The organism is Fluoribacter gormanii, assembly GCF_900156395.1.
Classification (GTDB): domain Bacteria; phylum Pseudomonadota; class Gammaproteobacteria; order Legionellales; family Legionellaceae; genus Legionella; species Legionella gormanii.
In genome coordinates this window covers 1-13,969 of record NZ_FTNL01000009.1, presented here as the reverse complement: position 1 = coordinate 13,969, position 13,969 = coordinate 1, and the positions used below count along the sequence as shown (strand labels likewise).

Genomic DNA, 13,969 nt, shown 5'->3' with positions numbered 1-13,969 from the left:
GGCTTTATTTTTTTGGAAATGAATTTGGAGTTTATTTGTGAGTACGCTATATGGAATATAACCTGGGATGTGTTCTCCCAGGTTATAAGAAATTCCCTATTTTAGTATCCTGGGATACAGCTGCAAGGAAGATCTTCAGGACTTTGAAATACTTCTTCGGTGAGGTCACTTTTTGCCTTCTCGAAAGCGAAACTCATCTTCGGGTTCAAGGCAAGAGCGTTTTTCTCTATTGTAAAATATGAATCAATCCCAAAATATTCTTCCAGAAACGCGTTCAAGTACGCTTTGAGCTTATTGAATGCTCCAGTGTGTGCCGTTAAGGTAGGTTCCCAACTATAGATCGCTGAGCGACATTCCTCGGCCATTTCTTTAACTCGATTCTTATACGCTATAATTCGTATTCCCTTATCAAGATCTATGTCAAATTTATCTAGTGTTGACTGTAATTGAGCTTTGAGCTGTTGGACCGCATTGAGAACATCTTTAGGAAGGTTTTTTTTGCCTTCTTTTGCTTCAAATTCTAAATGATTAATTAACTTTTGAACTGAAGTATAAATTCCGGGCTTGTTTGTAACTAACTCTCCAATCTCCGCCGCTGTATCTTTAAAAAACTTCGTAAACGCCATTTTATTTCAACCTCGCTCTCATTATAAAAATTCAAGCTTTCTCTAAAAAGTAGAGAAGGCAAGCGCATCTTAGCACAACTAGATCATAAAATAATAGCGAAGATCAAAATTAGATCACGTTGGTTTTAATTTCGTCTATTTAAAGTATTAATCGATTGTCTTTTTGCTCGATTACTGTTCAGAAAGCATAAGGATAAACAAATAAAATTCCATATTGTTGTAATGCTTCTTTGTAGCGATTAAATTCATCCATGGTTGTAATAAACGAATCAACAACAATTTTGAAGCCTTGCTCTGCGAGGGGCTTCAAGACATTTGTGAGCTAGCCATCATCAAGTCGGTTTTGCAATTCTTGGCAAAGAGTTGAGTTCCCTGAGGATGAAGTGCCACAAATAATAATAATCATTTTTTACCATGGAATGGAAAGAAACACTGCGTTTTAATTTGTGCTCAAATAATGCTAAAGTTCGTGCATTATTTGATAAACAGAGTGATCTTAATGCTAAAAGAATTTTTGCGAAAGGGGATTAATTTTCAAAGGGTTCAAGAGACTTTAAATGCAGGAACAGAATTGGTAGAGCAGGCGCATGCAGAGGGAATTCATTCTGCTCCTGATGTAGAGCAACAAATGAAAAAAAAGGTTCAGGATATTATTTCTGAGTACAAAGAAATTCATAAAGCATCTTCATTATGGGCGGTCAAGCAAACAAAGTTAATGCAGGAGTTAAGGCAAGGTATGGTCGTAGAACACTCTCAATCAGATGAGGCTGAAACTGCGCATCACTTGAGTTTTTGAAAAAAATAGAGCGTATCATCATATGTAAGGAGGAAAATATGTCAACTAATAGCTCAATTCGACCTGAAGATATATTACCCGATGGAGTTGATAACACATCCATCAATGGCAAAATAGTAAGAAAAGGCACAATTGCCGCATTTTTAGCGAATGTAGCGATTCTTGAAAAACAAAACAGTACAGAAATGCAAAAACAAGAAGCAATCAAGACAATGAAAGAGTTAGCCCCATCAGTAATTGCAATAGGTTTGCATCAGCATGTAGTTTTTAAAAATAAAGAAATTGAGCAAATTCTTATCGATGCTGAATAATAAGTATTAATCGATAAAATGTACAATTTGAGGAGGTCCTATATTCGAGTAATATCGCCTATACTATGTATTGAATTTGCTCATTTATCATTAATCTTATGAATTCACCAAACTATCAGAGCCTTGCTTGGGCCCATCAGCTCGTTCAGGATTGGTTTATCCAAAAAGTAGGTAAGCCTACTGAACCACAGGAGCAAGGATGGCCATTTATTTTGGCAGGCAATGATACCCTCATTTCTTCGCCAACAGGCTCAGGAAAAACCCTTGCTGCATTTTTAGCATGCCTGGATAGTTTAGTGCGTAAAGCCATATCGGGAAATTTACAGGATATGACTGAAGTCTTGTATGTTTCACCACTAAAAGCACTCGGAAATGATGTGCAAAAAAACTTACTCGTACCATTGCAGGAAATTACAGAATTAGCCAAAGAGCGTGGCATATACTTGTCCGAAATTCGCGTCGCCGTGAGAACAGGAGACACACCTGCCAATGAGCGACAAAAAATGCTCAAGCACCCACCACATATTCTAATCACCACACCTGAGTCTTTTTATATTTTATTAACTGCTGAGAAAAGCCGTATTAATTTGGCAAGTGTTCATACAGTAATAGTTGATGAAATTCATGCTCTGGCAAACAACAAACGGGGTACACACCTGGCTTTATCTCTGGAACGTTTGGAAGCACTCACTCTAAAACCATGTATTCGCATTGGATTATCTGCTACTCAAAAACCTTTGGAAAAAGTAGCACATTTTTTAACAGGTGCTAAGAAAACCAGAGTGAAATTGGTCAATATAGGACATGAGCGCCAATTGGATTTGCAGGTTGTGGTGCCAGACAGTGAATTATCGGCTGTTGCATCCAATGAAATGTGGGATGAAATGTACGAAAAAATTGCTGCTTATACCCGAGAGCATCGTTCTACTTTGGTATTTGTCAACACCCGAAAATTGGCGGAACGGGTTGCCCATCATTTAGAGCAACGTTTAGGGGGGCATAAAGTTTTAGCTCATCATGGCAGTTTATCGCGAAAAATAAGGCTTGAAGCAGAAACAAAATTAAAAAATGGAGAATTACAAGTACTAGTTGCTACAGCCTCTTTGGAGTTAGGTATTGATATTGGCAGTATTGATCTGGTTTGCCAAATTGGCTCGCCACGCGCTATTGCCACCGCATTACAACGTATAGGAAGGGCAGGTCACTGGCATGCCGCGATTTCCAAAGGCCGTATTTTTGCAACTACCCGCGATGAGTTATTGGAGTGTGCCGCACTGGTCTATGCAATACGCCAGGGGGATTTGGATCAGTTAATTGTTCCCCAAGAGCCGCTCGATATTTTGGCACAACAAATTGTAGCTGCATGTGCTACTCAGGATTGGGAAGAGAAATCGCTCTTTAACTCCTTTAAAAACGCTTATCCTTATCATCATTTAACATGGGACAAGTTTGATGAAATTCTTACGATGTTATCTGAAGGAATCGCTGGTTCGCGAGGACGCTACGGTGCCTATATTCATAGAGATCAGGTAAATCATGTGATCAAAGCACGGCGAGGCAGCCGCCTTGCAGCAATTACCAGTGGAGGTGCTATTCCAGACAATGGATTATTTACCGTTATTGCGATGCCTGATAATGCCATGGTAGGGACTTTGGATGAAGATTTTGCGGTAGAAAGCAATCGCGGTGACATTTTTTTACTAGGGACTAACTCCTGGAAAATACTTCGCATTGAAAATGGACGCGTACTTGTGGAAGATGCACATGGTGCTCCACCTAACGTACCTTTTTGGCTAGGAGAAGCACCGGCACGCAGTATTGAGTTATCCCTTCAGGTTTCGCAGATGCGCGAAAAAATAAGTGAATTGTTGCCAGAAAAAAGTCCGCAACTTGTTGATATAAAAAACCATCCTGAAATTAAGGCCGCGATTGAATGGTTAATAAATCATTGTGGGCTGGATGGTTCGGCCGCAGAGCAGTTGCTGGAATATGTTCGTTTAGGTCGACAAATTTTGGGGGCCGTCCCGACACAAAAAACAGTGATTGCAGAGCGTTTCTTTGATGAAAGTGGCGGGATGCAACTGATTATTCATGCACCTTTTGGCGCACGTATCAATAAAGCCTGGGGATTGGCTCTTCGCAAGAAATTTTGTCGATCTTTTAATTTTGAATTACAAGCTGCGGCAACCGATAATGGACTAAATATTTCTTTGGCAGAACAACATAGTTTTCCTTTATCTGATGTGTTTCACTTTTTGCATACCAATACGTTAAAAGAGGTTGTGACGCAAGCAGTATTGCAATCCCCTTTGTTAGGTGTGCGATTTCGCGCAGTAGCTTCACGTTCCTTATCATTATTGCGTTTTCGTGGTGGTAAAAAAATTCCTCCAAACATCCAGCGTATGTTGGCAGATGATTTATTGGCTGCTGTTTTTCCAGACGCGGCGGCATGCCAGGATAATTTGGGGGGGCGAGATGTCATCTTGCCCGAGCATCCACTCATAGAAGAGACCATGAAAGATATTCTGATGGAAGCTCTAGACATTGAAGGATTTGCGCAGGTGATCCAGGCTATTGAGTCCAAGAGTATTACCTGTATTGCAGTAGATACTCCAGTTCCTTCGGTATTTTCCCATGAAATTTTAAATGCTAACCCTTATGCATTTTTAGATGATGCTCCTTTAGAGGAGCGACGCTCGCGTGCAGTCGAGATGCGCCGTGTACTCCCCGAAGCACTTTTGGAGGAGGTGGGTAAACTGGATCCTAAAGCAATTGCAGAGGTACAAGAGCAAGCGTGGCCAGATATTCGTTCTGCAGATGAATTACATGATGTTTTGCAAACGGTGATTGTTTTTCCTGAAATAATGCAATTGTCTGAATGTCAATCTACTTTGCCTGCATGGAAAGGTTATTTTATTGAGTTACAGCAGGAGGGAAGAGCCGCATTAGCTTCAGTTGCAGGCAAAAATTATTATGTGCCAGCTGAAAAAAAGAAGACTTTTCATTGCATTTTCCCGCAAGCAACATTCGCTAACGAAATTGCGGATATTGAGGATGAACCAAGCTCACAAGATGAGAGCATACTGAACGCATTACGTGGTTGGCTTTTGCATACAGGTCCAATCACCCAAAAGATATTCTGTGACTGTTTGCAGCTTTCCTCTTTGGATGTGGAACATGCTTTATTAAAACTGGAGGCTAGCGGGTATGTATTGCGTGGGAATTTTCGTGCAGAGTATGTCGGTGAAATCGAGTGGTGTGAGCGTCGTTTACTGGCACGTATTCATCGTTATACTACCGAATCCTTGCGCAAACAGATCAAACCCGTTACCCGGGCGCAATTTATGGCCTGGTTACTTAAATGGCAACATGTGGCAAAAGGAAATCAGCTGCACGGTGAGAGTGGGCTTCTCGAGGTTATTAGACAACTGCAGGGTTTTGAACTTGCTGCAAATGCATGGGAATCCAAGATCTTTCCTGCACGCGTACATGACTATGAACTGGTGATGCTCGATAAACTGTGTATGAGTGGGCTTGTAGGTTGGGGACGTGTATCGTCCCATCCTTCCGTCGTGATTAGTGAAGAAGAAACAAAAAAATCAAAGCGATTAGCCCCGACTCGAAATGCACCGATTACATTTTTTGTCCGCGAAGAAGCCGATTGGATTCCACCTCATGAACTTGTGGATGATATCGAAGAAGTGGATAGTTTAAGTCATCCTGCTCGCAATATTTATCAATTCCTACAAAAATACGGCGCCTCATTCTATGCAGACATTGTTCGTGGCACGGGGAATTTAAAAATTGAAGTAGAAAATGGTTTATGGGAATTGGTTGCTGCGGGTATGGTCTCAGCGGATAGTTTTGATAACGTGCGTACCCTGATTAGTACAAAACGTAAATACAGCAGTCGACATCGTCGCAGACCATTGTTTCCTCTGAGTACAGGACGTTGGTCTTTGTTGCATGTTCATGCACAAGCTGATTATGAAAAACGTGTAGAAGCGGCATGTTGGATGCTGTTGAAACGCTATGGGGTCGTATTCCGTGATTTGCTCGTACGTGAGAAGAATATTCCTCGTTGGCGCGATTTATTGATTTTTTTGCGACGCCTTGAATTACGTGGTGAGGTACGAGGGGGGCGTTTTGTTGAAGGATTTTTAGGCGAACAATTTGCATTACCTTACGCTGTGGATTCCTTACGGGCTATGCGAAATGTGGAACTTGATGCGGTACCACAAACTATTTCATCTGTAGACCCTCTGAATTTAGTAGGCATTGTGTTGCCAGGTGAGCGTATTTCTGCAGCGATAAAATCAGAGATAAGGTTAATTGCGGGGCAAGTTTCTTCATAAGAGCAGATGTAGCCTATCTGAAAATCCGTTCGCCTTAATTAATATTGAATTAGCTTATTTTTTTCATACTCGTTGATTTTTGTTCAATTTCGTCTTGAGCTGATTTTAAATCATTTACTCTTTCTTTAAACATGTCCATCGTTTTTGCCAAACGACCACCAGAAGATAACTCTTCATTTTTACTTTGATAGTCTGAAATTAAAGTATTTAATTCATTAATTTTTTCTTTTAGCTCGCTAGCAGATAATGTATTTACTAAACCTGCTTTAAATGAATTGATATTAGCCTCAAAAGTAGCGGCTAACTCTGCTCGTCTTTCAGTTAAATCTGAGCCACTTAATTTATCTTTAAGCTTAAATAATGAAGTTTTAATCCCTGCCTTTTGATAGGATTTTAGTTGTTGATTAATGGAATCAATATTTTCATTAATAATCTTATTCATCTCTATATGAATTTGTGTCGCAGGGGTTTCATACAGTGCTTTTGGATAAGCTGAAAAATAAACGGGTGTTGATTGAAGATGATGAAGCGATGTAGATGGATCAGTGAAAGTAACTACTTTTGCTTGACTAATATCAACATTATTTCGTGATAAATGTTCTAGAAATCTGTAAACATTAAATAAAGATGGATGATAGTGCCCGCTATGGGTTGTTATTGTTTTTAGTACGCCTCCTTTAATTTCTATTTCTCCAGCTGCAACAACAGGTGCTCCTGCATTCATGGATGAATGAGCAACTCGATCAGCCATCCCATGATGATTAAATATTGATAGTTCACCGTTTGTATTCAATGTAAATGCAGCAAAACCTTTTTTATCATGAGATATCATGTTAGATGTATCAACGTCTCGACCATGGCATTTAAATTTGCCATTCCTAATGTGTACTCTTTTTTCAGCACGTTCTTCAGGAGTTAGGAATTTTGTCTGCTTATGGGAATCAAGTTGTTTTGACCTGTTATTAACGTCTAGAAGCTCATTAGATTCAATTGCTTCCTTGATTTCTTTTACATCTGCTTGACCATGCTCCGCTGTTTTTTGTGGAATTACTACTCCAGGATCAAACGGTAGAGTGGGGGATTTACCTGGAATATATTCTGGGTTTTTATCTTTATATTGTTCCCTTTTTGCCATTAATTGGATTAGCTGCTCATTTATTTTATTAGTGTCTGTGATATCAAATGCGAAAATAAGAAATTTTAATGCAGCTTTTTTTTCTTCTCGCTCAAAGTTATCCTCAGTCGAATAAACAGACCAAGCGAAGTCTATTCGCTCTGCTAAAGTTCCTTTTATATCTAAATAAATTGCACCATTTTTAAGATCATTGACTGATAATACCATAATTATTTCATATAAATACGAATCATATAATTGTATTATAGTATTTCAATTTGATTTTTTTTTGTTATTTTTGGATCAATAAATACTCTGACATACCCAATCACCTCATTGTAAAAGGAACCCTATAAATTTACTGGATGGTAAAAACTGCAAAAAGCAAAAGATATGATCGAGCATCTAATCACAAAGCTTTAAAAGTTAATCTCACTGCTGCGTAAGAATTCCACGCCATGTTCCAAGAGTTCCAGTTTGATTTTTTTAAAAGCCTCTTTATTTAGGGGAAGGGTTGCATCTTCAATCAAATAGCATTTGAATCCTTCTTGGAGTGCATCCTTTATTGAGAAATACACACAAATATCGGCACATAAACCACAAAAATAGAGTTCTTTGGCTCCTTGAGCATGAAGATAACCCGCTAAGCCAATATTTTTTTTGTGGCCGGTATCATAAAAGGCGCTATAACTATCGATTTCAGGATCCATCGCCTTACGAAAAATAGCGGCTACAGGCCTTGTTTCAAGTAGTGGATAAAATTCTGCACCCCAGGTTCCCTGAATACAATGGTCTGGCCATAATATTTGTTCTATTTCATGCAGCATCATTTTTTCAAAAGGCTTTTTTCCGGGATGATTGGATGCAAAACTTTTATGTTTTTGTGGATGCCAATCCTGAGTAGCAACAATCAACTTAAATTTGGGAGTAATTTGATTAATGACGGGGACAATGGAATCTCCATGAGGTACCGCTAAGGATCCCCCTGGCATAAAATCATTTTGTACATCGATAATAATTAATGTTTTCATCAGATAGGATTTGTTTTTATATCATGAATTAAAGCGTTGCGTTTTGTCTTAAGCTGGTTGCTTAATCCAACCTGATAGATATTGGGCTTATCAAGCCGCTTATATTCATCAGGTAGTTGGCTTAAACGCATTCTACTAAATTCTGCAATTTCGTTCAGTGTTTTCGATGGGATTAATTGTTTGCCATTTTCCATGACTTTTTGCAGCAATGGTTCTTGCTGATCTGGAGTGATAGGCAATAATTTTTCAGATGCAAACGGAGCATAAACCCCATCCAAATTTTCCTCATCCATAAGCCCGATAACATCGGCGCCAAAAAAGGTATTTTGCTGTAACAATCTGAACACTTGTTTTTTATAAGGCAGTGTGATTTTACTTGTTGACTCAGAAAGTTTAAGTCTCGGTTTTCCCTCGGCAAAAGCCAGTTTATATACTCCATCTAAAGCCGCATCAGGGGCGCCAATGACTAAATTGGTTCCAACACCAAAAATGTCGATAGGCGCTTTTTGATCACGCAGCATTTGTATTCTGATTTCATCTAATTGATTGGAGGCAACAATTTTCACATAATGCAAACCGGCGTCATCGAGCATTTGACGAGATTTTTTTGCCAACTCGCCTAAATCCCCACTATCTAGGCGGATTGCTTGCAATCGATGGCCGCGTTGTTCCATCTCTTTACCTATGCGAATAGCATTGGGTACTCCACTTTCCAGGGTACTGTAGGTATCTACGAGGAGGGTACAGTTATCAGGCCATATTTCAGCAAAATCACGAAAAGCCGTTAATTCATTGTCATAACTTTGGATGAATGAATGAGCCATCGTTCCCGAAATAGGGATATCATAATCTCGTCCGGCACATACATTGCTTGTTGCATCAAATCCCCCGACAATCGCTGCACGGCTGGCATAATATCCTCCGGGGCCTTGGGCTCTGCGCAGCCCAAAATCTACAAGAGTACAATCGCCCGCAACATGTCGGATTCGGCTTGCTTTTGTGGCAATAAGAGTCTGAAAATTAAGTAAGTTTAACAGGATTGTTTCAATCAATTGTGCCTCAATCATATTGGCTTCAATGGTGACTACAGGACAAGTAGGGAACACCAAATCACCTTCTGAGGGAGCATAAACTGTTCCATTGAAACGAAAGCTTTTCAAATACTCAAGAAACTTTGGATGCATTCCTTTATTCCGTAAGAAATCGATATCTTGTTCACTGAAATGATAGTTTTCCAATATTTCCAATAAATCTGCCAAGCCGGCGAAGATCGCATATCCTGAGTCGAAAGGAAGTTTTCTGAAAAAATAATCAAAAATAGCGGTATTATTTTTGTGCCCTTTTAAAAAATAAACTTGAGCCATGGTCAGTTGATATAGATCGGTATAACTTCCGGTAAAATCAAACATTTTGAATCAGTATCCTTCTTGCCGCAATAAAGTCTATGTAATAGGAGAAGGTGATTATATTGTTGATGGAGAGTAATTACCAATTTGTCGCAATAAGTTTATGGAATTATTGACGAAACTCAGGAATAAGCTGAATTGTTTTGAAGTTTCTCTTTTTAATTAAATAAGAAAAAACTCTGTAGTAAAAACGCCATATTGCTATAGATCTAAAATAAATATTTTGTTATAAATTTAATTAAAATGTCAATAATTTGAAGCAATTGTTGGTTTGGCACAGCTTTTTTCAACACTTTTTAAGTATTTTCTTAATCATTACTCAATAAAAGACATGGAGTCAAAGAATGAAAGTCTGCGAGTTAAAAATACGGATTGGCGAACTTCAAAGTAATATTGAATTATTAAAATTTCCCAAAGAAATCATTGAATTCGTTTCAAGACGAACAGAGATGTTTGCGTTACTCGAGGACGAGAGTGATGTTAACCCTGACATAATGCTTCCTGTAAAAGAACTCATTAATCACTTTTGGCACTGGGCTGTTTGTAATGTACCTTATGACGAATGGAACAATGGTGCTCAGGTTAGGCCTTGGCTTTTATTTCAACAGTCATTGGTGAAAGCAAATGTGTTAGAAGCTGACTTTCATCATCCTATTTTGTATGAAGAGTTAAAAAATCATTTTGATCATTTGGCTGGGAATCGCTTGATGATAACTGAGCTTATGCCTTTATTTATTCGTGCGAGTCGGATGTTAGGTTATGAAGAGCGCAGAGAAAATGGTTATCCTCTCGTCAGATTAAATGCAGGGACAACTTCAGAAAAACCACAAGTGATAGTAAAAATGAAAGATGTACTGTTTTTGCTAAGAGCACTTTTTTATTTAATTTATAGATATTGCACCCTGGAGCAACTGAATTTAATTCCATTTCTGATTTATTTTCGCTCCCATACGACAGATGAAGAGCGGCGCTCTGAGTTGGCAATTTTTAATTGGTTAACCCAAAATACAAATGAATGCATCAGATTTTTCAATACACATGATCAATACATTGATTTCCGCTCAATTAAGTTTATTGATGCTTTGCAGCGGGTAACTCATTTAATTCCTCGCCTACGTGTGGATTTTCTAAGTGCTACGAACCAAAGTCGTTGGATTTATCCCTTTATTCAACTCGTCAGGCTTGATCAAGGCGATACAGAAGATCAGCTAATAGAAAAGACATTTCATTTATTAGAACTTGATTTTGCAACTCGAAAGGATAAATCCCTTGCCGCGGGTTTAAGTTTTGCTTCCGCAGTAAACAGGCAAGCACGGATACTAAACAGCCAGGAAGCAAAGATAGTTTATTCAGCAATCTGTTTATTTTGTTTGGAAGAATATAAAAAAAATCGTGAAGAGGATTCTCGTGACAAGCATTCTTTATGGTCGATTTCCGGAGAGACAAAATGTCAGGCAGCAGAAAAACAAAAATTAGCGGCTCTTGGAAAACCCGTCAAGTTTGGTTTTTTTGAGACCTTGGCTATAAATCAAGGACGTTTGAAAAAAGTAGTTAATTTTCTTGATGCGAATCAAGCTTTAGATTTGGAAGATTATACTTCTTACTTATCTAACTAACTTCCATGTTGAGTTAATACGATTGTTTTATATAAAAATTATTCCATTTCAAATTTGCTTTTCCATATTGCGTAACATATATTTAGTATTAGCTTAGGTATCTTAAAATCAATTTTAAGTGATTAAGAAAAGGAGTTCGTATGCGTGTCATCAATAAATTTTCCCTAGCAACTATGTTAGGTATTTTAGCCGTGTCACCCAGTATCTACTCTGCAGATACACCTGATATTTCTGGCTCATATAAATGCTCGTACCATGATCCTTTTACAACTCCCAATGACGGTACTGAAACCGTAGTGTTCAAAAAAAATGGTGATGTTTATAAAATTTCAGGAATTCCAACAGGAAGTGTATTTCCGTATTATATTGGTAAAGGCATATTTAATAAAAATGTCAATAATGCGATTGGCTACATATTTTGGCAACCCAAATCTCCATCTGTAACAACGATTCAAATTTTCACAGTTAAGCCTGATGGTTCTCTGGATGGTGTTTTTGCAGAAAGCAACAAGGATAAAGGTGGTACTGAAACGTGTACTAAATCAGTCCAATAGTAGATTTATTCGCATATAGGTGAGAAAAGGAATTTATTATGAACACTGTAATTAAAAGTATGTATTTAGTTGCCGCATTATCCGTACCCACTCTAACTGCTTATGCAGATGACACGAGTACAACTACTCCCAGTACTTCAACTCCTGCTTCGAAAAGTAGTGATACGTCAACAAATAAGGCTGGCTCTTCTGCTTTTTTAGGGGATTATCAATGCCAACGTGTTGACTCTGCGAATAATACGGTTGCTTATCCTCTTACAGTATCCAAAACTGGCGATACTTATACTTTGGAATGGGATAACAGTAATGGAGATCCTGTTCTTTACGGTACTGGCGTTATGCACCCAAATCAAACAAATGTAGTTGCATCCTCTTTTTGGGATCCAAGAAAACCAGACGTAATTGGTATTCAAATGATAGAAATTAAGCCCGATGGTTCATTACAATCCAATTGGGTTTTACAATCAGACAATCAACTTGGATCAGAGACTTGTACTAAAAGTAAATAATTAAAATAATCCAAGAGTATAGGGCGTATTGACATTTGGGGGCGCGAGTCAAAAATCGGGATAATTTAGTGCAAATTTTAACTTGAGTGAGGCGAATAGCCAGCTCTATTTAACGAACTCAAGCTGAAATTTGCGCAAATTAGCTTGGTTTTTGATCGTGACACCAATTGTCAACACGCCCTAAAGGGTTACATTAAGTGTAGCCCTTTTCAATAATTAGTTTCACAATGAACCCGTTCATAACCTATTTCTCATTTTGTAAAAAATTATGGCAAGGGGCTCTTTGAGAAAGTAACGCGATAGATATTTATTTTTTGTCCAGCATGCGCTTTGTACTGCAGGGGAGCTAAATACATCTAGCCCCAATTTTTGAGCGACAAGAATGGCTCTGGGGGCATGAAAAGGTTCAGTTACTAAAATAATGGATTGTAATTGCTTTTCTTGTAATAGCTTTTTAGAAAAAAGAAGATTTTCATAAGTGGAAGTTGAGGCGGATTCAAGCAGGATGTCTTCTTTAGGTACACCTAAAGATAATGCAATTTTTTTCATAGTTCGCGCTTCATTTGCACCATCTTCTGTATCTGTACCACCTGAGAAAAGAAGCTTTGGAGCAAAGTTAGCCCTGTATAAATCAACTGCATGTTTTACTCGAGCCACGAGGCAAAGATTGTAAGAATTATGGCGATAGGCTTTTGCTCCAAGTACTAAAATAACATCGGCGTGTTTTTTCTCATCTTTTTCGGCATTTTTTATAACATACACAGCCACAAAAGAATAAAGAATAATCGCTGTGATCAAAATAAAAATACCTGCTCGCCTGAAAAATTTCATGATGTTCTCTAAATGATTGGAGTTATTTTTATGCGAAAGAAAATTTTATCAGATCATCTTCTGAACGCTGAACAAAATGAACATGCTGGACACGAAAATTTTATAGCACAATTCTGTAAATGGGCCAATTTTGGCCCATTTCTAAGAAAATGAGTAACTTTCCACGTCATCCCGAACCCGAGCGCAGCGAGGGTGAGGGATCTCCAGTCAGGTGGAACAATTTTTAAAGAATCGATTGATACAAATCATTCCACTCTGGGTTCAATGCATTAATCAAATCATGCTTCTTTTTTCGTGACCAACCCTTGATTTGTTTTTCTCGTTCAATGGCTACAATGATACTCCTACACGCTTCATAGTATACCAATCGATCCACGTTGTATTTTTTGGTGAATCCAGCAACTAGCTTATTTTTGTGCTCATAGACACGACGAATCAAATCATTGGTAATGCCAGTATATAAAACATTATTGTGTTTGTTAGCCAGAAGGTAAATGTATGATTCCTTATGCATATAGATTTCCTGTTCAGTTGGACTATCTGTTGTCTTATCTTCCTGTGCTGAATCCGAACCTCTGGTATCAAGTGCTGGTTTTGATAGTACACAATCCAAGAACGGACTCTGTTTTCATATTGGGCATGTGCCTTTACTTCCGAGGGAAAAGAGGCGGTGACCTGCTTTTGACAACAGGAGCAGAACTTCATTTCCGCACGATGCTCTGTCACCTCAACCTGCACGATTGGTAAATCAAAAACTTGTCGTTTGATTATACCTTGGGCTGCTTGCTTTGCCAGAGACCGACCACAATCGGGGCATTCT

At 38.5% G+C, this 13,969-nt stretch carries 13 protein-coding genes; 6 read left to right on the top strand and 7 right to left on the bottom strand.

Annotated features, from left to right (window positions below; translation table 11 throughout):
- Positions 1-101: 101 nt before the first annotated feature.
- Complete coding sequence (locus BW930_RS07100) at positions 102-626, bottom strand: hypothetical protein (RefSeq protein ID WP_058468464.1); 525 nt, start codon at positions 624-626, stop codon at positions 102-104.
- A 499-nt stretch (positions 627-1,125) separates the two neighbouring features.
- Between BW930_RS07100 and BW930_RS07095 the strand changes: the two genes are divergently transcribed.
- From BW930_RS07095 to BW930_RS07085, 3 genes are all read left to right on the top strand, one after another.
- On the top strand, positions 1,126-1,422 hold the full coding sequence (locus BW930_RS07095) for a hypothetical protein (protein WP_058468463.1): 297 nt from the start codon (positions 1,126-1,128) through the stop codon (positions 1,420-1,422).
- 38 nt (positions 1,423-1,460) lie between these two features.
- On the top strand, positions 1,461-1,733 hold the full coding sequence (locus BW930_RS07090; RefSeq protein ID WP_058468462.1) for a hypothetical protein: 273 nt from the start codon (positions 1,461-1,463) through the stop codon (positions 1,731-1,733).
- Between the two features lie 98 nt (positions 1,734-1,831).
- Positions 1,832-6,088, top strand: coding sequence for a DEAD/DEAH box helicase (locus BW930_RS07085; RefSeq protein WP_058468461.1), 4,257 nt, complete (start codon positions 1,832-1,834; stop codon positions 6,086-6,088).
- A 49-nt stretch (positions 6,089-6,137) separates the two neighbouring features.
- On the opposite strand, the gene BW930_RS07080 is transcribed toward BW930_RS07085, so the two are convergent.
- From BW930_RS07080 to BW930_RS07070, 3 genes are all read right to left on the bottom strand, one after another.
- Positions 6,138-7,430 (bottom strand): hypothetical protein, encoded by a 1,293-nt coding sequence (locus tag BW930_RS07080; protein ID WP_058468460.1) that lies wholly within the window; start codon positions 7,428-7,430, stop codon positions 6,138-6,140.
- 191 nt (positions 7,431-7,621) lie between these two features.
- Entirely contained in the window at positions 7,622-8,233 is a 612-nt protein-coding gene (gene pncA, locus BW930_RS07075; protein WP_058468459.1) for a bifunctional nicotinamidase/pyrazinamidase, read from the bottom strand.
- Positions 8,233-9,642, bottom strand: a complete 1,410-nt coding sequence (locus BW930_RS07070) for a nicotinate phosphoribosyltransferase (RefSeq protein ID WP_058468458.1) — start codon at positions 9,640-9,642, stop codon at positions 8,233-8,235. The genes pncA and BW930_RS07070 overlap by 1 nt, the downstream gene beginning before the upstream one ends.
- A gap of 341 nt (positions 9,643-9,983) precedes the next feature.
- Between BW930_RS07070 and BW930_RS07065 the strand changes: the two genes are divergently transcribed.
- From BW930_RS07065 to BW930_RS07055, 3 genes are all read left to right on the top strand, one after another.
- Entirely contained in the window at positions 9,984-11,255 is a 1,272-nt protein-coding gene (locus BW930_RS07065; protein ID WP_058468457.1) for a hypothetical protein, read from the top strand.
- 140 nt (positions 11,256-11,395) lie between these two features.
- On the top strand, positions 11,396-11,809 hold the full coding sequence (locus tag BW930_RS07060; protein ID WP_058468456.1) for a hypothetical protein: 414 nt from the start codon (positions 11,396-11,398) through the stop codon (positions 11,807-11,809).
- A 38-nt stretch (positions 11,810-11,847) separates the two neighbouring features.
- Positions 11,848-12,318 (top strand): hypothetical protein, encoded by a 471-nt coding sequence (locus BW930_RS07055; protein ID WP_058468455.1) that lies wholly within the window; start codon positions 11,848-11,850, stop codon positions 12,316-12,318.
- Between the two features lie 237 nt (positions 12,319-12,555).
- Here BW930_RS07055 and BW930_RS07050 read toward each other — a convergent pair whose 3' ends face one another.
- The 3 genes from BW930_RS07050 to BW930_RS17510 form a co-directional block, all read right to left on the bottom strand.
- Positions 12,556-13,149 carry a YdcF family protein gene (locus tag BW930_RS07050; protein ID WP_058468454.1) on the bottom strand — a complete coding sequence of 198 codons (594 nt, stop codon included), beginning with the start codon at positions 13,147-13,149 and terminating at the stop codon, positions 12,556-12,558.
- A 223-nt stretch (positions 13,150-13,372) separates the two neighbouring features.
- Complete coding sequence (locus BW930_RS07045; protein ID WP_076547502.1) at positions 13,373-13,663, bottom strand: GIY-YIG nuclease family protein; 291 nt, start codon at positions 13,661-13,663, stop codon at positions 13,373-13,375.
- A partial coding sequence (locus BW930_RS17510) for an IS66 family transposase zinc-finger binding domain-containing protein (protein ID WP_175607550.1) occupies positions 13,585-13,969 on the bottom strand: 385 nt, incomplete at its 5' end. The genes BW930_RS07045 and BW930_RS17510, both read right to left, overlap by 79 nt.

What these genes read in the sequence shown, in the direction of transcription:
- BW930_RS07095 (WP_058468463.1), top strand. Translation starts at nt 1,126, where the DNA reads ATGCTAAAAGAATTTTTGCGAAAGGGGATTAATTTTCAAAGGGTTCAA.
- pncA (WP_058468459.1), bottom strand. Translation starts at nt 8,233, where the DNA reads ATGAAAACATTAATTATTATCGATGTACAAAATGATTTTATGCCAGGG.
- BW930_RS07085 (WP_058468461.1), top strand. Translation starts at nt 1,832, where the DNA reads ATGAATTCACCAAACTATCAGAGCCTTGCTTGGGCCCATCAGCTCGTT.
- BW930_RS07080 (WP_058468460.1), bottom strand. Translation starts at nt 7,430, where the DNA reads ATGGTATTATCAGTCAATGATCTTAAAAATGGTGCAATTTATTTAGAT.
- BW930_RS07050 (WP_058468454.1), bottom strand. Translation starts at nt 13,149, where the DNA reads ATGAAATTTTTCAGGCGAGCAGGTATTTTTATTTTGATCACAGCGATT.
- BW930_RS07070 (WP_058468458.1), bottom strand. Translation starts at nt 9,642, where the DNA reads ATGTTTGATTTTACCGGAAGTTATACCGATCTATATCAACTGACCATG.
- BW930_RS07060 (WP_058468456.1), top strand. Translation starts at nt 11,396, where the DNA reads ATGCGTGTCATCAATAAATTTTCCCTAGCAACTATGTTAGGTATTTTA.
- BW930_RS07100 (WP_058468464.1), bottom strand. Translation starts at nt 626, where the DNA reads ATGGCGTTTACGAAGTTTTTTAAAGATACAGCGGCGGAGATTGGAGAG.
- BW930_RS07045 (WP_076547502.1), bottom strand. Translation starts at nt 13,663, where the DNA reads ATGCATAAGGAATCATACATTTACCTTCTGGCTAACAAACACAATAAT.
- BW930_RS07065 (WP_058468457.1), top strand. Translation starts at nt 9,984, where the DNA reads ATGAAAGTCTGCGAGTTAAAAATACGGATTGGCGAACTTCAAAGTAAT.
- BW930_RS07055 (WP_058468455.1), top strand. Translation starts at nt 11,848, where the DNA reads ATGAACACTGTAATTAAAAGTATGTATTTAGTTGCCGCATTATCCGTA.
- BW930_RS07090 (WP_058468462.1), top strand. Translation starts at nt 1,461, where the DNA reads ATGTCAACTAATAGCTCAATTCGACCTGAAGATATATTACCCGATGGA.